A 26,900-nucleotide genomic window follows, 5' to 3' on the forward strand; every position below is an offset into this window, starting at 1 on the left:
CCGTGACGCCTACAGCTCTGACACAGGTCACAAAGCAGCCCATCCGCGTGGAATATGTCACTCCGGAGAATGTCAAAAATTAAACTAGCTCGCGCTAATGTCGTTTCTGCCCCAATCATCCGGGGCGCAGCCCGAGGCCTTCCACCCAAGGGTTCCGGGGTTCATCAAGGAGAACGATCATGAATCACATCTTCGGACGGCGCGCCGCCACCGTGGCCGCCACGCTTGCTGTCGCGGCGGGCGCATTCCTGGCCGCGGGCGGCACCGCCTCAGCGGCGTCGAACCCGGCAGTCGGTCACGCGACGTCCGTCTCCCGTTCCTCGACCACCGCCTACGGCGACCGTGGTGGCGACCAGCGAGGTGACCGCCCCCGTGACCGCGGCGGTGACGAGCGGAGCGACCGCCACCACGACAGCCGGGACAGCCGGGACAGCCGGGACAGCCGTTGGGACGGCTACCGCAGCTGGCAGCGCAGCGGCAATAAGTGGTACTGCGACGACCACGGCCAGCGGTACCGCTACGACGAACGCCGGTTCTACCACTGGAACCACGACGGATGGAACGTCGTGACCGACAACGCGCACGGTTTCGACCGGGGCGTCTTCCGCTGATCATCGGGGAAAAGGCAGGCTCCGGCTCATGGCATGAGCCGCTCCATGAGCCGGAGCCCGTCCCTGAGCCCACCGCTGCCGTAGCCCGGCGGTGTACCCATCAACCCAGGCTCCAGGAGCAAGCCGACCCATGACCCGTTACGTAGATCAAGTGCTGTACATGGAGCTTGTGCTCACGCCGGAGGAGCGGGGGGTCACGGTGTTGACCCGTCTGCGGTACGACCCGCACGATCCATTTGCCGTGAGCGTCGTCTTCCATACCGACGTCAATGGCTCGGTCCCGTGGTTCTTCGCCCGCGACCTACTGGCGCGGGGAGTGCTCCGGCCGAGTGGGCAGGGCGACGTGCAGGTCTGGCCGACCGGGGAGGGTCCGGATGCCGTACTGAACCTCGCGCTGTCCTCACCGCACGGAGCCGCCCGATTGACGGCCCCACTCGCGGTAGTAACACAGTGGCTGGACAGGACGTACCGGCTGGTGCCCATGGGCCGGGAGACCGATGGTCTCGATTTCGACGCCGAACTGTCGCGGCTGCTGCATGGGGCTGCCTGAGGGCTCCCCCGCGTGCCGGTCGCGTCACGGTGACGGCTGACGAGGCGAGCGGCACCCGATATATGTTGCCGGAAAGAATATATTCCTCACCGAGAGTGCCAGGGTAAAGTACTGACATGGTCGAGAGCGCGCACACGACGCCCGGCATCGGCGCCTTGGGCGTGCCGGGGGATCTCGGGTGGCATCTGGGAATGATCCTGCGGGGGTATCAGCGCCGCTTCGAGGAGGCAGTCGCCGACCTTCCGGCGGGTGTCCGTGGCTATCAGATCCTCTCAGCCGTAGTGCACCACGATCCGTCGAACCAGCAGGCACTGGGTGTGCATCTGGCCATCGACAGAACGGTTCTGACGTATCTGCTCGACACGCTCGCCGAAGCCCGCCTGGTCGAACGCGTGCCGGATCCGGCCGACCGCAGGGTGCGCAAGATTGTGGCCACCGACGACGGGATCCGGCTGCTCACCTCCTTTGAAAAACGTGTGGCAGCGATCGAGGCCGACCTGCTGTCCGGACTGTCGGAAGCGGAGACCCAGTTCCTGGCGGCACTGATCAGGCGCCTGTCCCTGGAGATCCACCGCGCTCAGCCTGGGACCAACCCTTGCGATGCCATGGACCAGTACCCCTGAGAAGGAGCGTTGGGTCCTGGTGATGGCGTTCGGCCTCCCAGCGGCAGTCGGACCGGTATCCGGCCGACGGCGGCGCAAGGAGATGTCCCGCGGCATCGCGGCCGGCGAGTCCGCTCACCAGATGGCCCGTCGACCGGCCGGGGCGGCGCCGACCCACAGCTTGCCCCCTGCTGGTCATACGAGCGGATCGCCCCTGCTGGTGCGAGGCGGCCCCTCCGATGGCGTACGCCCCCATCAAGGCGATGACCCCCGCCAGGGGGCGGAGGCACGTGTGTGAGTGACGACACTCCAATAAATCGGACTAAAGGTGTCATCATGATGCATTGTGCAATCAACGATCATACCTCGGCACGGATGGACGCCGTCGTTGCGGAAGGTGGGGCTAGTGGGCGGATGGTTCACCTGTGCGTCCGACTCCCGATGGAGTGGTAGCGCCACAGCACGCAGCGTCAAGAACGTCATCGCGGCGGTGACCACCTGGGCGGTGGCCGGACTCTGGGCTGCGGGGCCGCCGCAGTATCTGGCCGTGGCCACGGCTTTACTGATGGTCAATGCCGAGACGGTGTACCGGTCTGTCACCGATGCGCTGCACCGCGTGGTCACCCGCGTCTTGGGAGTGTCTTTGGCCCTGGGTGCTGCCTGGCTCATGGGATCGACCCTCGGAAGCATCGTGGCAATCCTCGGAGTCGCTCTCGTCATGGGCGGACGCCGTATGTCCGATGATCGACTTCAAGTCGCTTCTACGGCGATAGTCAGCCTGACCGCTGCGGCTGTGGCCCCCATGGGGAGCGTCATCTCGCTGGTCGGGGCGACGCTCACCGGTGTTGTGGTGGGCACAGCGGTGAACGCATTGGTTCTGCCCCCAGTCCACCTGGAGACGTCGGAGGCCGCCATCCGGGGGCTCGCACAGGACATGGGGACGTTGCTGCGCGACATGGGGCGAGGTCTGCGGGAACGGCAACAGGCGGGCCGCGCGTATGTGTGGCTGGAGAAAGGTCGCGATCTGGAGCGGCGTTTCGCGGACGCACGGGAATACCTCGAGCAGGCGGAGGAGAGCCTCCGCTGGAACACACGCTGCTCCGTGCACAAGCAGCGGCGTCCCGTGACTTACGGTGAGGCGTTCCAGTCGCTGCACAGAGTGTCGTTCCAGGTTCGCGGAATAGCCCGGACGCTCGCTGACAATGCGCACGACGCCCGGACCGACCACCGGCTCGGGCAGCAGTTCCTCGACCGGTACGCCGAGACCCTGGAGTGGTCAGGGCGGGCGGTCGAGGAGTTCGTCGGCCTCGAAGAAATCGATGCCCGCGAACGGCTCCAGGAGGCGATTGATCGGGCCATGGCCTGGCACGGCACCATGACCGACTTGGTCGGCCGAGGCACATTGGCCAAGCCGGAGGCATGGCACCACTATGGATCCCTCATGACGGACGTGGAGCGTCTCCTCACGGACCTGGACCGTGCTGACGGCATTGAACTTGCCGCTCGCCCAGTCGCCTGAGGTGCACCGACCAAGACATTTCTTCATCCCGGCCGCAGTGAGCTGCCCATCGGGGCGCGCAACAACACGCGGTGGACGCCGGGCAAGACGTAGCGGCGGCCCGCGTACGGCGGGGAGAGAACGTTCACCGGGCGGCAGGTTGACGTACGCACCCAGGGCCTCGGGCATGGAGCACCAGGTCGGGCAGATCGGGGCGGGCCAGTGGCCCGCCGCCGGAGAATTGCATCTGCACGACGCCCGGTTCACGAGCCTGCGTGAGCACGTCGCACCACTGCTCGGTAGTCAACTCGGCCGAACGCGGGACGAGTTCGAGCGGGCTGGAACAGTACGGGCAGTGCCGGGGGGTAGCGGTGGGTGACCTCGGCCGGCAGGCCCAGCGGTGCCTCAGTCATCGAAGTTCACCACGCGGCGCTCGGCGAGTCTGGCCACCAGGTATTCGAGGGAGACGATGCGTCCCGCGTCACCGACGAAGCGGTGCCAGGTCAGGCCGATTCCGGCCTCGACCGCGACACGCGCCTTGACGGACCGGGGCAGAACACGGTCGCGGTACTCGCGTGGCTGCTCCTCGAACCACTCCACGGACGGCATCGACACCACGCGCGTGCCGATCTCCGCGGCCTCCAGCAACTCGCGAGCTGCTACGGCGAGCTGGACCTCGGAGCCGGTGGTCATGAGGACCACCTTCGGGGTCTCGGTCAAGGAGTCCTTCAGGACGTAACCGCCCTTCTCCGCGTCCTCGTTACGCGTGTACGTCGGTACGCCCTGGCGGGTCAGCACGAGGCCGTGCGGGGCCGGGTTGGTGGCGTGGCGCTTGAGGATTCTCGGCCCAGGCGATCGCGGTGGTGTCTTCTCGATGACCTGCTGGGGCGAGCCGACGGTCAGCGGCGGCTGGTCCACGTTGTCCTCCAGGGACGGCCCACTCGGCGAGGAGGTCGTGCCCGTGCTGCGCGAGGAGTTCGCCAAGGGGCGCCCGGCCGAGGTGCCCGACGCGCCAACCCATGAGTCCCTCGCGACGGGCGCAAGGCGGACATCCACCCGACGGTAGGGACGTCCCAGAGTGCACGGCCGCCTTCCGAGACCGCCGGAAGCGCAGGGAGCGCAGGGAGCGCAGGCACCCGAGTCGCCGACAGTGCGGCAGCTCGGACACGGCGTGGGGCTACCGTCCGGCTCTTGATTGATGTGCCCTGGCGAGGTCTGCGGTCCTCAGCGCCCGGGTGCGGTCCTCAGCACCCGGACGGGCCCTGCTCTTCGTCGCGGGAGGGTATGCCCTTACGCCGGGAGCAGCACGATCTTGCCTCCCAGGTGCCCCGACTGGCTCACCTGCAACGCGGCCGCCGCCTCCTCCAGGGGGAAGGTGCGGAAGATCGGCACCCGCAGCCGCCCCTCCTCCATGAGGGCGAGGATGTCCTGCAGGGCCTGGGGGCCGCCCTCGCCCGGCACCGTCGTGTGGACCTGGATGCCCGTGTCGGCGGCGTCGAAGGCCACGAGAGTGAGGACACGGGACGGGCCACCCGCGAGTTCGATCGAAGCCGGGATCTCGCCACGGCCCGAGGCGTCGAGCACCGCGTCGACACCCTGCGGGGCGATCGCCCGTACGCGGTCGACGAGCCCCTCGCCGTACGTGACAGGTTCCGCACCGAGCGAGCGCAGCTGCTCGTGGTTGGGCTCGCTCGCGGTGCCGATCACACGTGCGCCACGAGCCACGGCGAGCTGCACGGCGAACGTACCCACTCCACCGGCGGCGGCATGAACCAGCAGGGTCTCCCCCTCGGTGACCTTGAGTTTGTCGAGCGCCACCCAGGCGGTGATGCCCGTGCCTGCCAGGGTCCCCGCCACCTCCCACGGGACGGAGGCCGGCCTGGCGACCAACGCGGCGGGGTCGGCGAGCGCGGACTGGGCGTAGGACGGGGTGACGGAGGCTCCCAGCACTTCGTCACCCACGCTGAACGCGGTCACGCCCTCGCCGACCTGGTCGACCACACCGGCCACATCCGCCCCGAGGCCTGCGGGAAGGTCGAGGGGCATCATCTGGCTCATGTAGCCATGCAGGATCTTCCAGTCGATCGGATTGACACCTGCGGCCCGCACCGCAAGCCGTACCTGGCCGGGGCCCGGGGTGGGCGGCGGGACATCCACGACGCGCAGGACGTCGGTGTTGCCGTACTCGGAGAACTGCACTGCAAGGGACATCTGCTCGCTCCAAGCTCTTGCGGGGAATTACTGGGGAATTACTGATGTGGGTGCGGGCACGGCGGCATCACTGACCGCAGGGGCCCGCATGGTCGCAGTACGGCTGGAGGCGGCTTTGCCCGCAGCCGCACAGCATGACCCTGGTCTCGGCGCGCGGGCCTTCCGGCGTGTCCACCAGCAGCTCTCCGCGCAGGGTCAACTGCCCGGCGGAGCTGCGAGTGATCCGCGTGGGCCGGTCCGGGGTCTCCGTACCGCCGTCCACGCGTTCGTACTGCAGCGCGCCCGAAGGACAGCGCCGCACCACTTCGGCCAGGAGATCGGCCGTGGCACCGTCCGGCTGGATCCACGGATGCTGCGCCGTATCGAAAACCTCGGGCAGACCACGGACGCATTCGGCGGCGTGCAGGCAGCGCCTGGCCTCGAAGGTCACGGTGATCGACTGCCCGTCGTACGCCTTCTTCTCGGATCTGCCGCTCATACCGGCCTCCGTCACTGTCGTGTCCGGCTGTTCAGTCGCTGACCTTGCTGCGGGACTGGTACAGCAGATCCTGGTACTCGGGGTGTCGAGCGATCCAGCCCGCGAAGAAGGAGCAGGTGGCCAACACGCGCAGACCCGAGGCGCGTGCCTCGTCAAGGGCGGTGCGGACCAGCGCGGACCCGACTCCCCTGCCCTCATACTCCGGTGCGACCTCGGTGTGTACGAACGCAATGAGTTCCGTCGTACGGATGTACTCCGCGACGCCCGCGACCTCGGACCCTCCGTCGACGCGGGCCTCGTAGCGCTTCGTTCCGGGCACGTCGGTCACTTCGACCGCCATTTGTCCTCCTCTTGATCCCGATCCCGTTGGACCTGATCCCGCGCGACTCCGCGGAAGTCCGGTCGGCCAGGCCGCCAGACTAACCCCATTCGGTTGACGCATCAACTTATTCGCACTGCAAACGGGTCGGCGCCGCTCCGGGCGCAGCACCGGTGGGGTACTCACGCGGAGTCGACACACCTCCCAAGGGTGGCGACACTCGGCGGCGCCTTCTCCGTCGGCGACAAGGTGCTGCTCATCTCCGGCAGCGAGCGGCCGTTCCCGCCCTGTGCGGCGAGGGCGCGCCCGGTGATCTCCTCCGGGCTGCCCGCTACGCCGACGACCACGCCCGTCTCGTCCGCCCCCAGCGGCTGCAGGGCGGCGAACTGGGAGTCGAGCGGCGCGGCGGGCATGAAATGGCCCTGGCGCTCGGACATCCGCTGCTCGATCAAGGCTCGGTCGCCGGCGAGATGGGCGAAGACGATCCCGGGAGCCGCGGCCCGCAGCCGGTGGCGGTAGATCCGCTTGAGGGCGGAGCTGCTGACCACTGCCATTCCCGGCGAGCTTCAAAAGCAATTACAGAACATCGAATTCGGTCCGCGGCGTCGACTACGCGCGCACGACGGACGTACGAAGCCGCAGATCATCCGAGGACGGCCCGACCTGCCCGGTCGGTGAACCCACCGGCCGGGGCCGCCCACTGCCCCGGGGCGAAACCCTCTTCGAGCCACCAGACTCCGAGCGTGTCCCATACCGCCTCAACGCGGGTAGATGAAACGTCAACAACCTAGCTACACTGCGTCCATGAACGCAACGCCGCGCTGGCTCGACCCGGAAGAGAAGGCCGCCTGGGACAGTTTCATCCGCATGCAGGAGAGGCTCATCGGGCGACTGTCGCGCCGAGTCCAGGCCGACTCCCGTATGTCCGCCGCGGACTTCATCGTGCTCGCCAATCTCACCGAAGAAGGCGGCGGACGGTTGCGCTTCCTGGACCTGGCGAAGCTGGTGGAGTGGGAGAAGAGCCGGATGTCCCACCAAGTCACCCGGATGGTGAAGCGCGGGCTGGTGACCAGGGAAGAGTGCCCAGACGACGGACGCGGAGCGTTCGTCGTCGCCACCCCCGCCGGCTACAAGGCGATCGAGGACGCCGCCCCCTTGAACGTCGAGCACGTCCGCCGACTGTTCATCGACGCCCTCACCCCGGAAGAGCTCAGCACGTTCGCCCGGATCTCGAACCGCGTCCTCGAACACATGGAGAAGCAGCCGGACTGACCGATCAGTCAGCGAGGGGGCGTCAAGACAAGCTGCGCACGCACCCACGACGGTGGTCAGTGCAGCAATTGCCAATAGTTGTGGGTGCGGCCGTTGACGGAGCTTGTGTCAGGGCAGGTGTGCCAGCAGTAGTCTGGTGAGGGATTCGGGTGTGCGGAGCGGCAGATAGTGGTCGGCGTTCGGAATCATCTCGCCGCGGGCGTCGGGGATGCTGGTGACGAGCCGTTCGGCGATCACACCGATCTCCGGGTGGTCGCGGTCGCCGTGGACTACCAGCGTTGGTGCTGCGATGTCCCCGAGGCGCGCTTCGGCATGGGGGCCCGCGCTGGAGTGCTGTTCGCTCACGACGCGCCGCTTGGCGTTCTGGATCACCATCGCCTCGATGAGCTCTCCTCCAGGAGCCGTGTGGCCCATCGCTGCCCAGATCGACAGTTCCAGCTCTGCCAGGGCTGCCGTGTCCTGCTCCCGGCGCGCCGTGGCGTAGGCCGACAACTCGGGACTTCGCGGCCAGACGTGACCACTGACCGAGGCGCCGATCAAGGCCAGTGCGGTGACCCGCTCCGGGTGGGTGAGGGCGAAGTCCAGCGAGGTCTCCCCACCCATGCTCAACCCGACCAGGGCAGCCTGACGCAGACCGAAGTGGTCAAGAACGGCGCGCAGATCGTCGATGTCGCTGAACGGCTCACCCGGCGGCGTGGAGCGTCCCAGCCCCCGGGCGTCGTAGCGGATCACGTCGCGGTGACGAGCCAGCTCGGGAACAACGGCGTCCCACAGACGAGAGTCCATGCCAGCGCCGTGCAGCAGCACCACCGGGCTGCCATGACCGCTGCGCTCGACCCACAGCCGACCGCCAGCGGGGACAGGTATGCAGACTTCGCGCGGAGCCAAGACAGCCGGCCCGTCAGTGTTCGATATCACGCTGCGATCATTTCAGAACGTTCGATGAGCCGGCCACGTTCGAAGCGGGCTCCCGCTCGGACAAGGGCGACGAGGTGGGCTCCGGACAGATAGTCGAACGGCGCCACCCCGACGAGGGTCGTGAGGATGGCCGCGGCAACGTACACGGGGGTCTCTCCACTCCGCCCACGCCGATTCACAGAAGACGCAGGCTTGGTTGACTGATCAACCGAGACCCTGGACTCGGGTTCGTTGACTCATCAACCAGCATGTCACCAGTCGATCGATGTTCACCATTCAACCAATCCTCTATAGTTGACCCGTCAACGTTCAATCGTCACGGCGACGCGACCCCACACCGGGGATGGAGTTGAGGCACGCCCGCCGAACGACGGAAATATCGACGCCCGACGTCACGTTGACAATGTAGTTGATAGATCAACCATATGGAGCTGGGTGCGATGCAGTTCGGGATCTTCACCGTCGGCGATGTGACACAGGACCCCACCACGGGCCGTACGCCGACCGAGCGCGAGCGGATCAAGGCGATGGTCACCATCGCGCAGAAGGCCGAGGAGGTCGGCCTGGACGTCTTCGCGACCGGCGAGCACCACAACCGGCCCTTCGTGCCCTCCTCCCCCACCACCATGCTCGGCTGGATCGCGGCCCGTACCAACCGCATCATCCTCTCCACGGCCACCACGCTGATCACCACCAACGACCCGGTGAAGATCGCCGAGGACTACGCCATGCTCCAGCACCTCGCCGACGGGCGCGTCGACCTCATGATGGGCCGCGGCAACACCGGCCCGGTCTACCCCTGGTTCGGCAAGGACATCCGCCAGGGCATCCCGCTCGCCATCGAGAACTACGCCCTCCTGCACCAGCTCTGGCGCCAGGACGTCGTCGACTGGGAAGGCAGGTTCCGTACGCCGCTTCAGTCCTTCACCTCCACCCCCCGCCCGCTGGACGGCGTACCGCCGTTCGTCTGGCACGGCTCCATCCGCTCCCCCGAGATCGCCGAGCAGGCCGCCTACTACGGCGACGGCTTCTTCGCCAACAACATCTTCTGGCCCAAGGAACACTTCCAGAAGCTGATCAACCTCTACCGCGAGCGCTATGCGCACTACGGCCACGGGACGGCTGAACAGGCCATCGTCGGCGTCGGCGGCCACATCTACATGCGCCACAACTCCCAGGACGCCGTACGCGAATTCCGCCCCTACTTCGACGGCTCACCGCAGATGGGCGGCGGACCCTCGCTGGAGCAGTACATGGACGAGACACCGCTGACCGTCGGCAGCCCTCAGCAGGTCATCGAGAAGACGCTGACCTTCCGTGAGAACTTCGGCGACTACCAGCGCCAGCTGTTCAACGTGGACGGCATCGGGGTGCCGTTGAAGACCGTCCTGGAGCAGCTCGACATCCTCGGCGAAGAGGTCGTGCCCGTCCTGCGGAAGGAGTTCGCCAAGAACCGGCCGGCCACCGTGCCCGACGCGCCGACCCACGCCGCCCTGGTCGCCGCCCGCGACGCCGAGCGCACGTCCACGGGGTCGGCCGGCTGAGACAGCACGACCGGAGAGAACACACCGCCCGTGTCACTTCATCTGATCGGCGAGCCACGGGTAGCGGGCGGTGTCCTTTCCGGCGTAGTCCGGATCCAGATAGACGAAGAGACGGTGGATGCGGACTCGGCGCTTCCGAGCCGGACGCTCATCCTGTTCAGGGTGGCGTCGGAACGCCCGTGGACGACGAGGCTGGGCTGGGCGGAAGACGGGGATTCCGGCTGCGAGGACCCCCGGACGACGACGGCGACGTCTGCGCCGACGACGAGGACACCCCGGGCGAGGACGGCTCAGACGACGAGGACGAGGAGGGAGACGACGGCCCGGACGAGGAAGACGAGGAGGGGGAAGAGGAGGGGGACGGCTTGCCCGGCTCCCGCGAAGACCTGCCGTCCGACGGCGTCGACTCCTTGCCCGGCACAGACGGTGACCCCGACTCCGATGGCTTCGACTCCTTCGGCGAGGACGGCTTGCCCGGTCCCGGCGAGGAGCCGTCCGTCGCCGGTGTCGACTCCTTGCCCGGCACGGGCGGCTTCTGCACCGGCGCGGCCGTCTTCCTGTCGTGCGTGCCCCGGTGATCGCCCGGGTCCCGGGTGAACCAGTCCCCCTTCTGCGGACCCGCCATCACGAACTTCTTCACCGGATGAGGCGCAGGCGCGACAACGACGACACCCGTCGGCCGGTAGCCGGACCACGCACGGCCCACCTTCCTGAACGTGCCCTTCTGGGCGGCCGGCGGTGTCAGCGGGTTCCCGCAGGCGCAACGCACCCGCGGCACCCCGCGGTCATCGACCAGGACCGCGGTCCCCGCCTGCAGCACGGACTGATAACCGGTGGCGGAACCGTTGCGGTAACCGTGGTTGGTGACCCGGGTATCCGCTCGGAGCTGCACCGGAGTAAGGGCTCGCAGATAGCCGGGAACATCGGAAGGCCGGATCCCCAGCACCCAGGCGAACGCCGCGTTCTTAGACGGATGCGCCCTGAGTACGGTGATCTGCTTCTCCACGTCACAACTGGCAACGTTGCGCATCCCGCCGCCTTCGCGCATCTGGCCCGCCGCTACGCCAACGCCGCGACCGACGGACCCACCACACTCACCACGCCGCCCTCGAGCCAATGAGCGACGTGCACGTCGACCATGGTCCGGGCGGACGACCAGCGCGTCGTCGCGCTGCTCCGGCAGACCTGCATGGTGGGGGAATCCGGCGAAAAGGCCTGGGGGAACAAGCTCGCCGCGCTGCGCTCCGACTGGCGGGCCTACGGCCACCTCGCGCCCCGGCGGGACAGCACCCGGGGCGACGCTGGGGACGAACTCGTGCCCGTCGGGCGGCACATGGCCAACCTCCGCCGCAAGGACAGCCTAGGCAAAGCCCCCCCAACGCGCCGAGCAGCGCGCGAAGCAACTCGCCCAGATCAACCCCGGCTCGAACCGCCCCTGGCTACTCGACTGGTAACGCCACTACCGCCTGCTGCACCTGGACCTCAAGCCGTCCAACGTGGTGGTGGACTGCGGCCACGCTAAGGTGCTCGACCTCAGCGTGGCGCGGCCGCCCGGGCCCGCGCCGGCCGGGGTGGGCACGTTCTGCTACCTCGCCCCCGCGCAGGCGCGCGGCGGACCGCTGACGGCCGCCGCCGACGTGGCATGGACCCCCTCGGATCGGCCAACGGTCACCGAGTTGGCCGCGTCCCTCGGCGCGACCCTCCCGGGGAACGGGCCCCACACGCCCGCAGCCGAGAACCCGAGAACCGAGGACGTCGCTACGCTTCGGCGGCCCTCGTGAAGTCGGCGGAGGCGAGCACGGTGCCGTCGGGCGTCGTCAACCGGGCGCCGGACAGGGCCGAGGGAGCGACGGACACCGGGCCTCCCCAGAAGCCGCGGCCCTGGTGAAGGGTGAAGGTGCCCACCCGGACCGTGCTGCCGTCGCCGCGCTCCAGCAGGCAGGAGACCGTGCCGTTGTACGGAGTGGGCGCGCCGGCGAGGTCGACGGTCATGTAGATCCAGCCTGGGGAGCCGGGGTGGGCGTATATTTCGCCGGCCGATTGCCTGGGGACCGCGGCCGGGGTCAGCTCGCCTCGCAGCATGGCCTCCTCCCCGGTGGACCGGGGGGCACCGGCCAGCGCGCTTTCGATCGCCGTTCCGACCGCCCAGCCGCCGAATCCGACGGCGAGGACGAGTGCGGCCACCACGGAGGCGAGCCGGAGCCGGACCCGGCCTCCGAAGCCCCTGTGCCGGACGCCCGCCCCATGGGCACGCGCCCGGCCCTCCCGGGTCGGCGTCCCCTGGGTCAGCGCCTGCGCCACCCGGGTCTCGAAACCGACCGGCGGCTCACTGCCCGGCAGCAGTCCGATCAGCCGGTCGCCGACCAGTGTCAGCTGCTCGACGTACTCGCGGCAGTCCGCACATCGGTCGAGGTGGGCGACGGCTCCGGCCCGCTCCCGTCCCGGCAGTACGCCGAGGGCGAGCTCGGCGCCGATCTCCCTCACTTTCACGCAGGTCATGTCACTGGACATGGTCGCCTCGCTTCGGGGACGCGAGCGTGGTGCGCAGCTTTGCCATCGCCGTCCTGATGCGCGTCTTCGCGGTGCCCAGTGGGATGTTCTCCCAGTCGGCGATCTGCTGGGCCGTCATGCCGTAGATGCTCGCCATCACCAGTGCACGACCCTGTTCCCGGGGCAGTTCCGCCACCGCGGCCCGTAGCCGGGAGGACGCCTCGTCGTCCAGTACGTGCTGTTCGGGGGTGTCACTGACGACTCCCAGGATCGCGTCGAGGTCTTCGGGGGCCACCGGTTCCGGCCGCCGCGCGCGGACGGCGTCGATGGCGAGGTTGTGTGCGATGGTCGCCAGCCAGGTCGTCACCGAACCGCGCCGCGAGTCGTAGATCTGCGCATGCCGCCAGGCACGTTCGAACGTCTGCTGGGCGATGTCCTCGGCAAGTTGCGGGTCCCCGGTGACGGCGACGGCGACACCGAAGACCGTGTGCTGGAACCTCCGTACGAAGGTGACGGCCAGCTCCGGATCGCCGGTAGCCAGCCCGGACAGCAGAGCCTCGTCCGGGAGACGGCCCACGGGGAACCGGAACCTCGACATACCCATATATACGGTCCGCCCTCGCCAGGAGATTGCCCGGCCGCCACGGAACCTCACCTTCCGATTCTCCCGCGCTTCCGCCCGCGCGGCGCGGGCAGCCGATGTCGGCACGGCTGCCCGTCCCCGCGCTGATACCGCGAAGGGACTGGTTTCCGGGCGCGTGGCGTTCAGCGTGACCTGGATGGTCACCGATGAGTGCGGTCGGACCGTGACCGTGATGGTGCTCTCGGTCAGCCAGGCGATGTCGGTGCCGCCGACGCCGGCCTTGTACGGGCCCGCCGCCGCGCCGCGCGGATGATGTGGCCGTCGACGCCGCCGCAGGCCAGGTAGGAGATGGGCAGAGGGTCGGGTGCCGGCGTCCGCCAGCTGTCGGTGGCGGGGTCGTAGGCCTGGGTGGTGGTCACGCCGCAGGTGCTGCCGCAGCCGCCGATCATGTACGGGCGGCCGTCCAGTGCGGCGCCGCCGGCCACGGACTGGGCGTCGGGGGCCGCGGCGCCGGAGGACCGGACGGCGAGGTCGGCCGTTTCTCGCTGTCGGGTCCGCGGCCCGGGTGAGGCGTTCGGTGGCCGTGTGAGCCGTTCGGTGAGCCAGGGCGCCCGCGGCGGTGATCCCCACGAGGACGGCCCACTCAGTCAACGGCCCTGCCCTGTCCGCCGCAGAGGCGCTCAAGGTCTCACACCGGGCGGGCGCGTCTGAGGGGCGCGCCTCACCCACCGCCACCATGTGTCCATCGAAGGAAGGCTGGACGGTCAGCCGTGAACTGGTGGGCCGCCAAGCCGGATTGTCCTCCAGCCCGCCCGCCAAGCCGATTTCGTTGACAACCGGGGAGGAGCGCAAGTGGCCGCCGACCCGTCTTGTCGATCCGGGGCGGCGGCCATTCACCGCGTGGCGGTGACCGTTGAAGTCTCAGTGCGCCGGGAGCCGGGCGGCGACGTACTCGGTGAGGTCGAGGAGCCGGTTGGTGTAGCCCCACTCGTTGTCGTACCAGCCGAAGACCTTCACGAGGTTGCCGTGGGTCTGGGTCAGCGGGGCGTCGAAGACGCAGGAGGCGGGGTCGCCGACGACGTCGCGGGAGACGATCGGGGCGTGGGACACCCGCAGGATGCCCTTCAGCGGCCCGTCGGCGGCCCCGCGGAAGGCGGCGTTGACCTCGTCGACGGTGACGGACCGGTCGAGCACCAGGGTGAGATCGGTGAGCGAGCCGTCCTCGACGGGGACGCGGACGGCGAGGCCGTCGAGGGTACCCGCCATCTCCGGCAGTACGAGGCCGACGGCACGGGCGGCTCCGGTGCTGGTCGGGATGATGTTGACCGCCGCGGTGCGCCCGCGGCGCGGATCCTTGTGCGGGCCGTCCAGCACCACCTGGTCGTTGGTGTAGCCGTGAATGGTGGTCATCAGGCCCTTTTCGATACCGAAGGCCTCGTCGAGGACCTTCACCATCGGTGCCACGCAGTTGGTGGTGCACGAGGCGTTGGAGACGACGTGGTCGTTGTCCGGGTCATACGTGCTCTCGTTGACGCCCATCACGACGGTGGCGTCGACTCCCTTGCCGGGGACGGACAGCAGTACCTTGCGCGCGCCGCTCTTCAGGTGCAGTCCGGCGTCCTCGCGGCTGCGGAACCGGCCGGTCGACTCGATGACGATGTCGACGCCGAGTTCGCCCCAGGCCAGCGCGGCGGGGTCGCGTTCGGCGGTCACCGTGATGCGGTGTCCGTCGACGGTGAGGGAGGTGTCATCGTGCTCGACGGTGCGGTGCAGCCGCCCGTAGGTCGAGTCGTACTCCAGCAGATGGGCCAGCGCCGCCGGGGAGGTGAGGTCGTTGACCGCCACCACCTCGACCGGTGTACCGGCCCCGGCCTCGGCGCGTTCCAGGACACAGCGCAGGTAGTTGCGTCCGATGCGCCCGAAGCCGTTGATTCCTACCCGCACGGTCATGTCCGTTGTCCTCCCGATCGGTCACTGGTGTGGGACCAGCCTGCGAAATCCGAACCGGGTGGGACGTGGGCCGTACGGGGGTGGATCGCGGGACCTTCGGCCCGTCATCGCGGGCCCTGATGCCGACGACTGAACAGCCGCGAGATGTGCCACGGCGTCAGACCGGAACTTCTGGGGGTTCGTTCGCGGGACTCGCGCCTCTCTGGGAGGCGCGACACGAGTCCGTGCCCGCCGGGGTGACACGGCGAGGCACGTCGCCGGGCAGTCGACGCCGCCCGGCCGCGGAGTTCAACGGGAGGCGGAGTTCGACGACGCGAAGGCGAAGGCCCGCACGGAGTGCGGGCCTTCGCCGCTCGTCGGCACGGCGGTCTCAGGGGTGGATGCGGTCCCATGCCCACGCCGGGAGGGCGGGTGGAACCCCGTGCAGGTGGAACCCCGTGCGCCGGTGAGGGTGCTCGTGCAGCGCCATCGAAGTGGTCCCTTCGGGGAATCGGAGGATGCCGGTCGGTGCATGACGCCGCCCGCTCTGGCGGCGTGGGACGGGCCGTACCGGAATGCCGAAGGCCCATTCGCACGGGGCTCATCTGCCCTCTCCGCAAGCCCCGTTGGGCTGCCGGGGGCCCCGTGACATGCCACGTGCTGCGCCCGTCCCGGCGACACCGCGGGCACCGAAGAGCCTGGGAGTGAGCGCCGTTCGCTCCGGTCTCGGGGCCGGTCCGTCTGGTCCCGGTCGGCGGAACCGGCCCCCTGGCAGCACCGCGGTCCCGCATTTCCCATGGGGTAGGCTACCGCCTGAAAGGCGTTCCCGGGCGGGACAGGATGTGCGGCATGAGTTCGGAATCCGCCGGTCAGACCGGCAGCCATCAGCCCCGCCACGCCTTGGCCCGCCTTCCCCGTGAGCAAGTCGTCTTTTCCCGGACGCGCAGCTCGCAGGACCGCGTCGCGGACGCGATCACCTCGTTCGCGGGGACGATGCAGTTCGTCTACCTGCACGCCGTCTGGTTCACGGTGTGGATCGTGCTGAACGAGGGCCTGTTCGGGAAGGTAGGGGTGTTCGACCCCTATCCTTTCGGGCTGCTCACCATGATCGTGAGCCTGGAGGCGATCTTCCTGTCGACATTCGTCATGGTGAGCCAGAACCGCCAGGCAGCACGCGAAAACGTACGCGCCGATCTGGACTTCGAGACCAATCTGCGCTCGGAAGTATGGTCGGTGCACATAGGAAAGACGCTCGGTCTCAACCCGGAGGAGATCGAGCGGCGTGTGCAGGAGATCATCGCGCAGAGCAAGGCCGAGATGGACAGCGCATCGCACGGAGCGCCGGTCGACCCCCGGACACTGTGACGCGGTCGCTGTCCCTTCCTTGGGTCTACCCAGGTCCGGCCGCACTCCGCCGCGCGCCGCATGCGGTGCAGGGCAGCCGGAGGACGGCGACGTGAAGCGGCGGGATCCCGAACCCACCGTATGATCCCTTGCCCCGCCACCGTCACCATGGGCACCCGCCGCATACGCCGGACGGCACCGTGAACGGAGGCGGAAACGCGTGGAGATCGTCGCCTACGGCGTCCTCGCCTGCCGGCACGCTGTCTTGCTTATCCGCCTCTCCCGCCACCACCCCGCTCTGTACAGGTTCCCGATCCCACGGGCTGACTGACCGACGCCTCGCCGCACTCCCAGGTCGACGAGGCGGAGGCGCGGCCGCTCGGCGTGCTGCGGGCGATGACGGGCACGGCGGAGGAGGAGTTGGGTGAGCCGCTGCCCCGAGGCACCCGGAGGCCGGCCCGGAGCCACCGGAGGGACAGTACCCAGGACCACCGGAAGGCCGTACCCCCGTATCACCCGCAGAACCGAGCCCGCCGGCCACTGGAGAGGGCCCGTTCGAGACCCCTCGTCCCATGCCACTGCCCTATCGGCCGGCCGACAGGTCCGTACGGCCCCTGCCGCAGACCGCGCCGCCGCTCGACCCTGGCGGTGGAGGAGCCAGCCGCCCCGGACAAGGAGGATCAACGTGGCAGCCCCCCGGAGCCCGGGCCGTGCTCGACCCCGACGGGCTGGACACCGGACGCTACCGGCTGGTCCCCCGCGAGGACGGTGCCGCGCTCACGCACCGCCGCCACCGGCAGTGGATCGCCGAACTCTTCGCCTGGCGCGGTCAGTTCGGCACCTGCGGGCGCGTCGGCTGTGCGCGGCGCGGCGCCTGGTGCCCGGCCGGCATCGCCGTCACGGAGCAAGTCGCCACACCGCGTGCCGCACACGAAACGGAGACGCAACGATGAACCCGTCCATCACGCTGCGCATGACGCACGCCCTGCCCGTCGCGCACCGGGACCGGCTGCTGCGGATCGCCCGCGAGGTCGACGTCCGGCAGGGCGCCCGGATCTTCGAGGAGGGCCGACGCGCCGACCGCTTCTGGATCGTCCGCGAGGGCACGGTCGCCCTCGACATGCACGTGCCCGGCCACCGCCCGCCGGTCGTCGAGACCCTCGGCGTCGGCGACCTCGTCGGCTGGTCCTGGCTGTTCGAGCCGCACGTCTGGCAGTTGAGCGCCGAGACCGTGACCCCGCTGCGCGCGTACGAGTTCGACGCCGTCGCCGTGCGGCTGATGTGCGAGGACGATCCGCAGTTCGGCCGGGCGGTCGAACACTGGGTCGGCCGGGTGCTGGCTCACCGGCTGCACGCGGCGCGCACGCGGCTGCTCGACCTGTACGGGAACCCCGGCAACGGCGGTCTGTGATGACCGCCTTATCGGTGGCCTGACGCAAGGTCGCCCGGCGGTCGGCGCTCACGGACACCGTCACCCTGCGCTTCTATGACGGCGCCGGGCTGCTGCCGGCCGCGCGGACCGCGGCCGGGTACTGGGTGCACGGCGAGAATGCGGTCGAGCGGCCGGCGTTCATCGGTGCCGCCAAGCACCTGGGGCTGCCACTGGAGGAGATCGGCCCGTAGCGGTCGAGCGAGGGGACCACGGGGGTGTCGCCCGCATCGAGGAAGGCGTGGCACGCCGTCCGCTGAGAGCGGTCCGCGACACACGCCGGCACCTGGGCGTCGGCGATCGACAGCCGGACGGACACCGCGACCTGAGGAGTCGGGAGGCCACCCAGCACACGGACGGCGTGCTCTCGAGCGGTCAGTGGGCAACGCCGTCGGCTCGGTCGTCGTTCGCCAGGTACACGTCCGCAACGGGGCGCCGTGGAAGGGGACGGACGGACGACGCGTAGCCCAGGCGCAGAATCATCTGCGGGAATGCTCCCGCGGTGAAGGACTCCCGGATGCGAGCCCTCGAACGGGGAAGTTCGAGGGGCTGGGTGTGAAAGGCCGCCATGACCCCGTGGGCGGCCGCGTACAGCAGGATCCGTTCGAGAGCCTGGCCGGCCCGGAGCCAGTCCACTCGGTCGTCGCGGTCCGTGCACAACACGGCCACGAGCCCGGTCCGTGAGGGCCTCTGGCGGTGCGGCAAGGGGAATGTCCCGGTGAGGTCGGTGTAGTCACGGCCGGCGTAGGTCGTGCGGTCCGGATGGGTGACCACCGCGTCGGCGAGCACCCCGCCTGGCCGGGCGCCCCGCCATGTCCACCGGACCTGTTCGGCGACATGTCCCGGATCGGTCCCGTGTACGTCCTCGGCAGCCCTGACCAGTTCGGCGAGGCGCTGCCGCTCGTCATCGGCGTCGATGTAGTGCAACGTGGCGCCCTCGTCGGAGGCGTGCTCGCGCAGGGCGTCGATCAGCGAGGTCGGGAGGGGATCGGGGCGGAACGGCCCGCGGACGGTGTGCCGTCGGCTCAGCGCGCCGTACATGCGTTCTTCGTCATGCGTGGGCCGACCATACGCTCCCCAGCTCGCCCGCGCGAGGAAGGCCGGGTCCCCCGTGTGCGGGAAGGGTTCGACCACCGGGTTGAAACCGAGGTGCCGCATGGCGAGACGGATGTTGAAGAGGGCCGCGCCGCAGCCGATGACCATCTCCCGGCCGTACGGATCGGTGAGGAGGAGACGCCGGGTGGCATCCGCGTGCACCTCGATGCCACGGTCGCCGCTCTCCTCGACGAAGGTCCAGGACTGCGTGTGGTGCAGCGAGGGTGCGGTGACGGCGGCGCGGACGAGATAGTTCGCCGCGTGGCCCGGGCGCCCGCAGAACACGGACATGATCGGTGCCGCCCTTCTCGAACTTTCTCCTGACTCCAAGGTCGCCGCCCCGCTCCGTCCGGTCATGGGCCGTAGGTCCCCCGAATCGGACCGTTCGGTCCCCTCGGCACCCTGCGCAGGTCCCACGGCCGCCCGCGCGGGCCGGCGAAGCGTTCTCTGCACCGATGCGGGTCCGCTGCCGTAATTCCCCGAATCGCTCGGGGTGCGGGGTGTCGCACCCTTCGACGTCGCGGGGCCACCCAGCAGTGCCTCCGCGTGCCGCTTCGATGTCGGTGAGACGCGCACCTCCCCTCGGGGAGATGGGCCCGGCCCTGCGGCGCCCTGTCTTGTTGCCGCCGAGGAGGGTGACGGCACGCGTGCACGTGTGCCGTCCGACCACGCGGGACACCTCGGCCCGCAGCGGCCGCCACGGCGGCGACCGTGATCTCGGGCAGGCCGTGGGCGGGCTCTTTCGTGCTCAGGCCGGGCCTGCGCAGCCGACCGCCCGCGGTCACTGTTTGGTGAGACTGGGGCCGTCTTCGCGCAGGACGGCCAGGCGGCGCCGGTACTCCTCCTCGTCGATCTCGCCTCGGGCGAACCGGTCGGCCAGCAACCCCTCGGGAGATGACGCGCCGGGGGTGCGCGGGCGATCCGGGGTGCGGTTCAGCGTGCGGAAGAGCAGGACGCCGACGGTGATGAGCAGGGCCCAGAACAGGACCGTGCCGGTCGACATCGCGAACCAGCCCCATCCGTTCATGTCGTGGTTCCAGTACATGGCAGTTCACTTCCTCAGCGCACGAGCACGGAGGGCGGGACGACAGCCCTGGCCCGCACCCTGGCAGCCGCACGCCCACGTCTTGGGCACTTCCAGGGTCGTACGGCACGGGTCGGTGCGGACAGGTGCCGAACGGCTCCCTCGCGTGGGCCGTTCGGCGGTGTCCAGGGCCTGCGGAACCACGACGCAGGGCAGCTCATCCGGCCCCTGCGCAGCGGCCTCCTGTACCCCGTTGACGTACAACCGCCGCGTCCGGTCCCCCCGTGATCGGGCGCGCCGCCCACCCTGCCGGGGCGCCGTGCGGGGTTAGCGTCGGCGGCATGGACGGAGATCACCGAGGGTGGCGTCAGTGTTTGCTCGGCGGGGCGGTGTTCGCCGTGTGCATGGCCGGCACCACGCTGCCGACTCCCCTCTACGGCCTCTACCAGGAGAAGTTCGGGTTCTCCGAGCTGACGGTCACCGTTGTGTACGCCGTGTACGCCTTCGGGGTCATCGGCGTACTGCTGCTGGCGGGCAACGCCTCGGACGCCGTGGGCAGGCGTCCGGTGCTGCTGTGGGGCCTGGGATTCGCGGCGGCGAGCGCCGTCTGCTTCCTGTGCGCCACCGGGCTGGACTGGCTGTACGTGGGGCGGCTGCTGTCGGGACTGTCCGCCGGTCTGTTCACCGGGGCTGCCACGGCGTACGTGATGGAGTTGGCACCGTACGGCGGCGCCTCCCGGGCCACGCTCGTGGCGACAGCGGCCAACATGGGCGGGCTGGGCTGCGGTCCGCTGCTCGCCGGAGTGCTCGCGCAGTACGCTGCCTGGCCGCTGTACCTGCCGTTCGCCGTACACCTCGCCCTGGTGGCCTGCTCGGCCGCCGTCCTGCTGCGGCTTCCGGAGACCGTACGGGAGCGGCGGTCGCTGAGCACCGTACGGCCACAGCGGCCCGGCCTGCCCACGCAGGTACGGACGGTGTTCGGGCCGGCGGCGATCGCCTCGTTCGTGGGGTTCGCGTTGTTCGGGGTGTTCACGTCGGTCAGCCCGGCGTTCCTCGCACAGTCCCTGAACGTGCACAACCACGCCGTGAGCGGGCTGGTCGTCGCGCTGGCCTTCTTCGCCTCGACCGCTGGGCAGCTTGCCGTCGGGCGGGTCGGGGTGGGGCGATCGCTGCCACTGGGCTGCGCCGGACTCCTCGCCGGGTTGGCGCTGCTCGCGGGCGCGCTGCGGTGGGACCTGTTGCCGCTGGTGGTGCTGAGCGCGATCGTCGGCGGGGGCGGGCAGGGGCTGGCGTTCCGCGGGGCGCTGTCCGCAGTGGCCGAGGCATCTCCCGCGGACCGGCGCGCGGCGGTGATCTCGACGCTGTTCGTGGTGGCCTACGCGGGCATCTCGGTGCCGGTGATCGGTGTGGGGGTACTGGCGGGTCCGATCGGTCTGGAGGGCGCAGGGCTGGTGTTCATCGCGTGCATGGCCGTCCTGGTCTCGACCTCGGCCGTCTACCTGCTCCGGCGGCCGGTACCGGCGAGGACGTAAGAGTCGCAGTCGGCCCCGTCGGGTGACAGCGCCTGCGGAAGGGGATCCCGAGCCGTCTGCGAGTCTTGCCGGAGGGGGGCTGGTCCGTGGCCGTAGGGCGGCTCGAAGCACCCGGTCTGCGGAAACGGGCCGTTGGTCGTCACCCCGTAGTCGGGCTTCTGCACAAACGCCGTGACGCAGGCGTCGTCATGGACGCGAAGACCGACCAGCGCCCCCTCCGGCGTGACGTCGTGACCGTGGCAACCCGCCTCGGCCTGGCCCCGTCCCCTCACCGTCGGGGGCGGGGCCAGGTCTCAGCCCCGACGAGGGGCCTCACCCCACCTCGATGAGCAGGTCGCCGCCTTCCACCTGCTGGATCCGGTTGATGGCCAGCCTGGTCACCCGGCCGGCCGTCGGGGCGGTGATGGAGGCTTCCATCTTCATCGCCTCGATGGTGGCCACGGTCGCACCGGCCGCCACCTCGTCGCCCTCGGCGACCGCGAGCGTCACCACACCGGCGAACGGAGCCGCCACGTGCCCAGGGTTGGCCCGGTCGGCCTTCTCGGTCACCGGTACGTCGGAAGCCGCCGCTTGGTCACGGACCTGGATCGGCCGCAGTTGGCCGTTCAGGGAGGACATCACGGTGCGCATGCCGCGTTCGTCCGCCTCGCCGATGGCCTGGAGCTCGATGAGCAGCCGCACGCCGGGCTCGAGGTCGACGGCGTACTCCTTGGCGGGGCGCAGCCCGTAGAAGAAGTCCTTGCTGTCCAGCACGCTGGTGTCGCCGTAGGCCTGGCGGCGGGTCTCGAAGTCACGCGTCGGCCCGGGGAACAGCAGCCGGTTGAGTGTCGAGCGCCGGGACTTCTCCAGGCCCGTGCGGTCCTCGGCGGTCAGCTCCTGTACGGGCTTGGCGTCTGCGCGGCCCTGGAGCGCCTTGGTGCGGAACGGCTCCGGCCAGCCGCCGGGCGGGGTGCCCAGCTCGCCGCGCAGGAAGCCGATGACGGAGTCGGGGATGTCGAACCTGTCCGGTGTCGCCTCGAAGTCCTCCGGCTCCACCCCGGCACCCACCAGGTGCAGGGCGAGGTCGCCGACGACCTTGGAGGAGGGAGTGACCTTGACCAGGCGGCCCAGGATGCGGTCGGCGGCGGCGTACATCGCCTCGATCTCCTCGAAGCGGTCACCGAGGCCGAGGGCGACCGCCTGGGTGCGCAGGTTGGACAGCTGGCCGCCGGGGATCTCGTGGTGGTACACGCGTCCGGTCGGCGAGGCCAGACCCGCCTCGAAGGGCGCGTAGATCCTGCGGACGCTCTCCCAGTACGGCTCCAGGTCGCCGACGGCCCCCAGGTCCAGGCCGGTGGGACGGTCGGAGTGGTCGGTGGCGGCGACGATCGCCGACAGTGACGGCTGCGAGGTGGTGCCCGCCATGGAGGCGACCGCGCCGTCCACCGCGTCGGCGCCGGCCTGGATCGCGGCGAGGTAGGTGGCGAGCTGGCCGCCCGCGGTGTCGTGGGTGTGCAGGTGCACCGGCAGGTCGAACTCGCGGCGCAGCGCCGACACGAGCGTGGCCGCCGCGGGCGCCCGCAGCAGACCGGCCATGTCCTTGACGGCCAGGACGTGCGCGCCGGCTGCCACGATCTGCTCGGCGAGGCGGAGGTAGTAGTCCAGGGTGTACAGCCGCTCCGACGGATCGGACAGGTCGGAGGTGTAGCACAGGGCGACCTCGGCGATCGCCGTCCCGGTCTCCCGTACGGCGTCGATGGCCGGCCGCATCTGGCCGACGTCGTTGAGCGCGTCGAAGATGCGGAAGATGTCGATGCCGGTGGCCGCGGCCTCCTGGACGAAGGCGTCGGTCACCTCGGTCGGGTACGGCGTGTAGCCGACGGTGTTGCGGCCACGCAGCAGCATCTGGAGGCAGATGTTGGGCACGGCCTCACGTAGGGCCGCGAGGCGTTCCCAGGGGTCCTCGGCGAGGAAGCGCAGGGCGACGTCGTAGGTGGCGCCGCCCCAGCATTCCAGGGACAGCAGCTCGGGCAGGGTCCGGGCCACGGCCGGGGCGACGGCGAGCAGGTCCTTGGTGCGCACCCGGGTGGCGAGCAGGGACTGGTGGGCGTCACGGAAGGTGGTGTCGGTGACGCCGATGGTCGGCGACTCGCGCAGCCGGCGGGCGAAGCCTTCGGGGCCGAGCTCGACAAGGCGCTGCCGGGAACCCGCGGGCGGCTCACCGGCGGGCAGCGGGGGCAGCTTGGTGGCCGGGTCGATCAGCTCGGGGCGTTCGCCGTGGGGCTTGTTCACCGTGACGTCGGCGAGGTAGGTGAGCAGCTTGGTGCCGCGGTCGGCGGAGTGGCGGGAGGTGAGCAGGTGCGGCCGCTGCTCGATGAACGACGTCGTGACCCGTCCGGCCTGGAAGTCGGGGTCGTCCAGTACGGCTTGGAGGAACGGGATGTTCGTGGCGACGCCCCGGATGCGGAACTCGGCCACGGCACGCCGGGCCCGGCCGATCGCGGCTTTGAAGTCCCGGCCCCGGCAGGTGAGCTTGACGAGCATCGAGTCGAAGTGCGCGCTGATCTCCGTACCCGCGTGGGTGGTACCGCCGTCCAGGCGGATACCGGAGCCGCCCGGCGAACGGTAGGCGCTGATCCGGCCGGTGTCCGGGCGGAAGCCGTTGGCCGGATCCTCGGTCGTGATACGGCACTGCAGAGCGGCACCGCGCAGGGTGACCGTTTCCTGGGAGAGCCCGAGATCCGCCAGCGACTCGCCGGCGGCGATGCGCAGCTGAGCCTGCACCAGGTCGACGTCGGTGACCTCCTCCGTCACCGTGTGCTCCACCTGGATACGCGGGTTCATCTCGATGAAGACGTGGTTGCCGTCCCGGTCGAGCAGGAACTCCACGGTGCCCGCGTTGCGGTAGCCGATCTCGCGGGCGAACCGCACCGCGTCGGCGCACATCCGGTCCCGCAGCGCCGGATCGAGGTTCGGCGCGGGCGCCAGCTCGATCACCTTCTGGTGGCGGCGCTGCAGCGAGCAGTCACGCTCGAACAGGTGGATGACGTTGCCCTGTCCGTCGGCGAGGATCTGCACCTCGATGTGGCGCGGGTCGACGACGGCCTTCTCCAGGAAGACGGTGGGGTCGCCGAACGCGGAGGCCGCCTCGCGGGAGGCCGCCTCGATGGACTCCCGCAGCGCGGCCGGGTCCTCGACCCGCCGCATGCCACGCCCTCCGCCGCCCGCGACCGCCTTGACGAACACGGGAAAACCGACGTCCTCGGCGGCACGGACCAGTTCGTCGACGTCGTTGGAGGGCGCCGAGGAGCCGAGGACCGGCACACCGGCCGCCCGGGCGGCCGCCACCGCGCGGGCCTTGTTTCCCGTCAGCTCGAGAGTGGCGGCGTCCGGGCCGACGAACGTGATGCCCGCCTCTTCGCAGGCGCGCGCCAGTTCCGGGTTCTCGGACAGGAACCCGTAGCCCGGGTAGACGGCGTCCGCACCCGCCTTGCGCGCGGCACGGACGACCTCCTCCACGGAGAGATAGGCCCGCACCGGGTGCCCCGGCTCGCCGATCTCGTAGGCCTCGTCGGCCTTCAGCCGGTGCAGCGAGTTGCGGTCCTCGTGGGGGAAGACGGCCACGGTTCGCGCGCCCAGTTCATAGCCAGCGCGGAACGCGCGAATCGCAATCTCGCCGCGGTTGGCGACCAGCACCTTGCGGAACATCCTGGATCCCTTCGGCCTGCCGGTGACGAGGACCATGCTGTCGGTGACGCCCCTGTTGTGCCATGTGAGTCGGGCCACTTCCGCCGATGTCCTCGTCGGAGCACCGTGCTGTCCCGCCGGGCGGTCCGGGGCGAGAGTACGTCGTCCACCGCGCGGACGTGCCCTCTCGCTGCGCCCGGCCCCACCCGACGCCCGGCCCGCCATGAGGCGTTCGGCGACCGCAGGGATCCCTGGCTAACGATCTCCACACGGAAGTCGGGCGACCGCGGCGGAGGCATCCTGTCGGCTGTGACGCTCCGCCACAGACCGTTCCTGGTCTCCTGGTCTCTGACGACCGTCGCGATCGCTGTCCGCGCGGCGGAGTAGTGGTCCGTCACCAGGTGTTGGAACGGAATCTGTCCTGTCCGTCGCGGTGTCATCGCACATTCTCAGGTGGCCGCTGACGCCGTCCAACCAGTACCCCGACCGATAGCGGGACAACCTTTGGCCGGCGGGTTCGGCGGTCCAGGCGCGGTGCGGAGGCACGACCCACGCGCAATGGGTTGCCGCACGCGCCGGCCGGCACCCCGCCGGCGGAGATCCTCCAGGCCGCGGGAGCCCGCTGGGCGATTGAGGAACGCGTCCCGACCGCCAAGAATGAGGCCGGCCTCGACCACTACCAGGTCCGCCGGTATCCGGCCACTACCGCCGCCCCGGCCACCCCGCCGCCTGAGCCGATTCTGTGGGCCATCGGTGGCAAAGCAACCCACGCCGCTCGTGCCTGCCGTCCAGCTCCACCACCGCACTGCACAATCACCCTGGTCAAGACGTACAGAGACGTCTCAGCGGACTGAGGGGTCAGGACCGATGGACAGAGCGGGACATCCGGATCGCAGAGCTCTGCTCGCCGGCGGACTTGTGGTAGCCACGGCCGCGCTTGCTGGGTGTTCACCGACGAGCGCCGCCCCATCGACGAACAGCGCTTCGCCGGAAGCGCGGCCGACCACGCCCGCCGCGGCGTTCGCAAGGCTGATGGAAGGCAACGAGCGCTGGGTGAGCGGAGATCTTCGGCATCCCGACCGGGATCCGAACCGGCGCCAGTTCGTAGCCCAGAAGCAGAAACCTTTCGGGGCGATCCTCGCGTGCATCGACTCGCGGGTACCGCCTGAACTCCTCTTCGACACCGGGCTGGGTGACCTTTACGTGATGCGCACGGGCGGGGAGGCGGTCGGCCCGGTGGTCACGGGTTCCGTGGAGTACGGGCCCATGACGAGTGGCACTCCGCTCATCGTGGTCCTCGGGCATCAGCGTTGCGGTGCCGTCGAGGCGGCGTACAAGTCCCTCCGTGACGGCAAACCACTGCCCGGCAATCTGCAGGCGATCGCCAAGGCTCTGCGGCCGGCGTACGAGCAGGCAGTCCGTGAAGGCGGTGCCGACCCGGTCGAGTCCATGGCCCGCGCACAGGTCACGCTGACCGCTGCCGACCTGCGCTCCAATCAGGACCTGGCCCCCCTCGTGAGAAAGGGCGCCCTTGCCGTGGTCGGCGGCTACTACTCGCTCGATACCGGCAAGGTGGAGGTCCTGGCCGGCGCGCCCGCCTGACCGGCCGGACGGGACGAACGGGCGTTGCCAGGCCGGTGAAGATGAGCGAGACCGTCTGCCCGATGCGCCCCGGGGCAGCTGCCATCAGTACCGCGTCAGCCTTCGTGTTCCCGCCACCTCGCCGGCAGCAGGACCTCGATCAACACGCGGGGGCCGACTGCCTCGCCGCGATCCGTGCGGGCGGCAGTCCAGCCCCGATTCTG

Annotated in this window: 25 protein-coding genes and 4 pseudogenes; 14 read left to right on the forward strand and 15 right to left on the reverse strand. The window is 69.9% G+C overall.

The features are described from left to right. The first annotated feature begins 179 nt into the window (after nucleotides 1-179). The 4 genes from OG747_RS00920 (at nucleotide 180) to OG747_RS00935 (ending at nucleotide 3,282) form a co-directional block, all read left to right on the forward strand. Nucleotides 180-611 (forward strand): hypothetical protein, encoded by a 432-nt coding sequence (locus OG747_RS00920; protein WP_405876830.1) that lies wholly within the window; start codon nucleotides 180-182, stop codon nucleotides 609-611. Nucleotides 612-741: 130 nt separating this feature from the next. Then, nucleotides 742-1,161, forward strand: a complete 420-nt coding sequence (locus OG747_RS00925) for an SsgA family sporulation/cell division regulator (RefSeq protein ID WP_405876832.1) — start codon at nucleotides 742-744, stop codon at nucleotides 1,159-1,161. Nucleotides 1,162-1,277: 116 nt separating this feature from the next. After that, nucleotides 1,278-1,784, forward strand: a complete 507-nt coding sequence (locus OG747_RS00930; protein WP_405876834.1) for a MarR family winged helix-turn-helix transcriptional regulator — start codon at nucleotides 1,278-1,280, stop codon at nucleotides 1,782-1,784. A 385-nt stretch (nucleotides 1,785-2,169) separates the two neighbouring features. Beyond that, nucleotides 2,170-3,282, forward strand: coding sequence for an FUSC family protein (locus OG747_RS00935; protein ID WP_405876836.1), 1,113 nt, complete (start codon nucleotides 2,170-2,172; stop codon nucleotides 3,280-3,282). Between the two features lie 423 nt (nucleotides 3,283-3,705). Here OG747_RS00935 and OG747_RS00940 read toward each other — a convergent pair. Continuing rightward, nucleotides 3,706-4,123, reverse strand: a pseudogene (locus OG747_RS00940) (transketolase-like TK C-terminal-containing protein); the annotation flags it as partial. A 78-nt stretch (nucleotides 4,124-4,201) separates the two neighbouring features. On the opposite strand from OG747_RS00940, the pseudogene OG747_RS00945 reads away from it, so the two are divergent. Next, nucleotides 4,202-4,327, forward strand: a pseudogene (locus OG747_RS00945) (5,10-methylene tetrahydromethanopterin reductase); the annotation flags it as partial. 224 nt (nucleotides 4,328-4,551) lie between these two features. Here OG747_RS00945 and OG747_RS00950 read toward each other — a convergent pair. The 4 genes and pseudogenes from OG747_RS00950 to OG747_RS00965 all read right to left on the reverse strand — a co-directional run. Then, nucleotides 4,552-5,472, reverse strand: coding sequence for an NADP-dependent oxidoreductase (locus OG747_RS00950; RefSeq protein ID WP_405876838.1), 921 nt, complete (start codon nucleotides 5,470-5,472; stop codon nucleotides 4,552-4,554). 67 nt (nucleotides 5,473-5,539) lie between these two features. Further along, nucleotides 5,540-5,950, reverse strand: a complete 411-nt coding sequence (locus OG747_RS00955) for a (4Fe-4S)-binding protein (RefSeq protein ID WP_405876840.1) — start codon at nucleotides 5,948-5,950, stop codon at nucleotides 5,540-5,542. A gap of 31 nt (nucleotides 5,951-5,981) precedes the next feature. Beyond that, nucleotides 5,982-6,290 carry a GNAT family N-acetyltransferase gene (locus OG747_RS00960; RefSeq protein ID WP_405876842.1) on the reverse strand — a complete coding sequence of 103 codons (309 nt, stop codon included), beginning with the start codon at nucleotides 6,288-6,290 and terminating at the stop codon, nucleotides 5,982-5,984. Nucleotides 6,291-6,451: 161 nt separating this feature from the next. Further along, nucleotides 6,452-6,817: pseudogene (locus OG747_RS00965) on the reverse strand (gluconokinase); the annotation flags it as partial. 256 nt (nucleotides 6,818-7,073) lie between these two features. On the opposite strand from OG747_RS00965, the gene OG747_RS00970 reads away from it, so the two are divergent. Continuing rightward, on the forward strand, nucleotides 7,074-7,541 hold the full coding sequence (locus tag OG747_RS00970) for a MarR family winged helix-turn-helix transcriptional regulator (protein ID WP_405876844.1): 468 nt from the start codon (nucleotides 7,074-7,076) through the stop codon (nucleotides 7,539-7,541). 108 nt (nucleotides 7,542-7,649) lie between these two features. On the opposite strand, the gene OG747_RS00975 is transcribed toward OG747_RS00970, so the two are convergent. Together OG747_RS00975 and OG747_RS00980 are read right to left on the reverse strand one after the other, a co-directional pair. Continuing rightward, the gene (locus tag OG747_RS00975) at nucleotides 7,650-8,459 is read right to left on the reverse strand and encodes an alpha/beta fold hydrolase (RefSeq protein WP_405876846.1); all 810 of its coding nucleotides are present in this window, start codon (nucleotides 8,457-8,459) and stop codon (nucleotides 7,650-7,652) included. Next, complete coding sequence (locus OG747_RS00980; protein ID WP_405876848.1) at nucleotides 8,456-8,605, reverse strand: hypothetical protein; 150 nt, start codon at nucleotides 8,603-8,605, stop codon at nucleotides 8,456-8,458. The genes OG747_RS00975 and OG747_RS00980 overlap by 4 nt, the downstream gene beginning before the upstream one ends. A gap of 294 nt (nucleotides 8,606-8,899) precedes the next feature. Between OG747_RS00980 and OG747_RS00985 the strand changes: the two genes are divergently transcribed. After that, nucleotides 8,900-10,003 carry an LLM class flavin-dependent oxidoreductase gene (locus tag OG747_RS00985; protein ID WP_405876850.1) on the forward strand — a complete coding sequence of 368 codons (1,104 nt, stop codon included), beginning with the start codon at nucleotides 8,900-8,902 and terminating at the stop codon, nucleotides 10,001-10,003. A gap of 179 nt (nucleotides 10,004-10,182) precedes the next feature. Then, complete coding sequence (locus OG747_RS00990; RefSeq protein ID WP_405886064.1) at nucleotides 10,183-10,581, forward strand: hypothetical protein; 399 nt, start codon at nucleotides 10,183-10,185, stop codon at nucleotides 10,579-10,581. Between the two features lie 17 nt (nucleotides 10,582-10,598). Here OG747_RS00990 and OG747_RS00995 read toward each other — a convergent pair. From OG747_RS00995 to gap, 5 genes and pseudogenes are all read right to left on the reverse strand, one after another. After that, a pseudogene (locus OG747_RS00995) lies at nucleotides 10,599-11,051 on the reverse strand (DUF6777 domain-containing protein); the annotation flags it as partial. Between the two features lie 710 nt (nucleotides 11,052-11,761). After that, nucleotides 11,762-12,514: a hypothetical protein gene (locus tag OG747_RS01000; protein ID WP_405876852.1), complete on the reverse strand. Its 753-nt coding sequence runs from the start codon at nucleotides 12,512-12,514 to the stop codon at nucleotides 11,762-11,764. After that, nucleotides 12,504-13,091, reverse strand: coding sequence for an RNA polymerase sigma factor (locus OG747_RS01005; protein ID WP_405876854.1), 588 nt, complete (start codon nucleotides 13,089-13,091; stop codon nucleotides 12,504-12,506). Before OG747_RS01005 ends, OG747_RS01000 begins: the two co-directional genes overlap by 11 nt. Nucleotides 13,092-13,321: 230 nt before the next feature. Continuing rightward, nucleotides 13,322-13,561, reverse strand: a complete 240-nt coding sequence (locus tag OG747_RS01010) for a hypothetical protein (RefSeq protein WP_405876856.1) — start codon at nucleotides 13,559-13,561, stop codon at nucleotides 13,322-13,324. A gap of 436 nt (nucleotides 13,562-13,997) precedes the next feature. Further along, nucleotides 13,998-15,026 (reverse strand): type I glyceraldehyde-3-phosphate dehydrogenase, encoded by a 1,029-nt coding sequence (gap, locus tag OG747_RS01015; protein WP_405876858.1) that lies wholly within the window; start codon nucleotides 15,024-15,026, stop codon nucleotides 13,998-14,000. Nucleotides 15,027-15,854: 828 nt separating this feature from the next. Here gap and OG747_RS01020 point away from each other — a divergent pair. From OG747_RS01020 to OG747_RS01035, 4 genes are all read left to right on the forward strand, one after another. After that, complete coding sequence (locus OG747_RS01020; protein WP_405876860.1) at nucleotides 15,855-16,370, forward strand: DUF1003 domain-containing protein; 516 nt, start codon at nucleotides 15,855-15,857, stop codon at nucleotides 16,368-16,370. 689 nt (nucleotides 16,371-17,059) lie between these two features. Then, complete coding sequence (locus OG747_RS01025) at nucleotides 17,060-17,302, forward strand: hypothetical protein (protein WP_405876862.1); 243 nt, start codon at nucleotides 17,060-17,062, stop codon at nucleotides 17,300-17,302. Continuing rightward, on the forward strand, nucleotides 17,299-17,760 hold the full coding sequence (locus OG747_RS01030; protein ID WP_405876864.1) for a Crp/Fnr family transcriptional regulator: 462 nt from the start codon (nucleotides 17,299-17,301) through the stop codon (nucleotides 17,758-17,760). Before OG747_RS01025 ends, OG747_RS01030 begins: the two co-directional genes overlap by 4 nt. A 92-nt stretch (nucleotides 17,761-17,852) precedes the next feature. Next, nucleotides 17,853-17,972, forward strand: a complete 120-nt coding sequence (locus tag OG747_RS01035) for a hypothetical protein (protein ID WP_405885399.1) — start codon at nucleotides 17,853-17,855, stop codon at nucleotides 17,970-17,972. Between the two features lie 181 nt (nucleotides 17,973-18,153). Here the strand turns inward: OG747_RS01035 and OG747_RS01040 are convergent, their stop codons facing one another. Continuing rightward, entirely contained in the window at nucleotides 18,154-19,164 is a 1,011-nt protein-coding gene (locus OG747_RS01040; RefSeq protein ID WP_405876866.1) for an Acg family FMN-binding oxidoreductase, read from the reverse strand. Between the two features lie 490 nt (nucleotides 19,165-19,654). Beyond that, on the reverse strand, nucleotides 19,655-19,918 hold the full coding sequence (locus OG747_RS01045) for an SHOCT domain-containing protein (RefSeq protein ID WP_405876868.1): 264 nt from the start codon (nucleotides 19,916-19,918) through the stop codon (nucleotides 19,655-19,657). A 320-nt stretch (nucleotides 19,919-20,238) separates the two neighbouring features. On the opposite strand from OG747_RS01045, the gene OG747_RS01050 reads away from it, so the two are divergent. Further along, nucleotides 20,239-21,429 (forward strand): MFS transporter, encoded by a 1,191-nt coding sequence (locus tag OG747_RS01050; protein WP_405876870.1) that lies wholly within the window; start codon nucleotides 20,239-20,241, stop codon nucleotides 21,427-21,429. Between the two features lie 312 nt (nucleotides 21,430-21,741). Here OG747_RS01050 and OG747_RS01055 read toward each other — a convergent pair whose 3' ends face one another. Next, a complete protein-coding gene (locus OG747_RS01055; RefSeq protein WP_405885400.1) occupies nucleotides 21,742-25,116 on the reverse strand; it encodes a pyruvate carboxylase in 3,375 nt (1,124 codons plus the stop codon). Between the two features lie 1,032 nt (nucleotides 25,117-26,148). Here OG747_RS01055 and OG747_RS01060 point away from each other — a divergent pair. After that, nucleotides 26,149-26,697: a carbonic anhydrase gene (locus tag OG747_RS01060; protein ID WP_405876872.1), complete on the forward strand. Its 549-nt coding sequence runs from the start codon at nucleotides 26,149-26,151 to the stop codon at nucleotides 26,695-26,697. Nucleotides 26,698-26,900: the final 203 nt, after the last annotated feature.

This window comes from Streptomyces sp. NBC_01384, assembly GCF_045040035.1.
Lineage (GTDB): Bacteria > Actinomycetota > Actinomycetes > Streptomycetales > Streptomycetaceae > Streptomyces.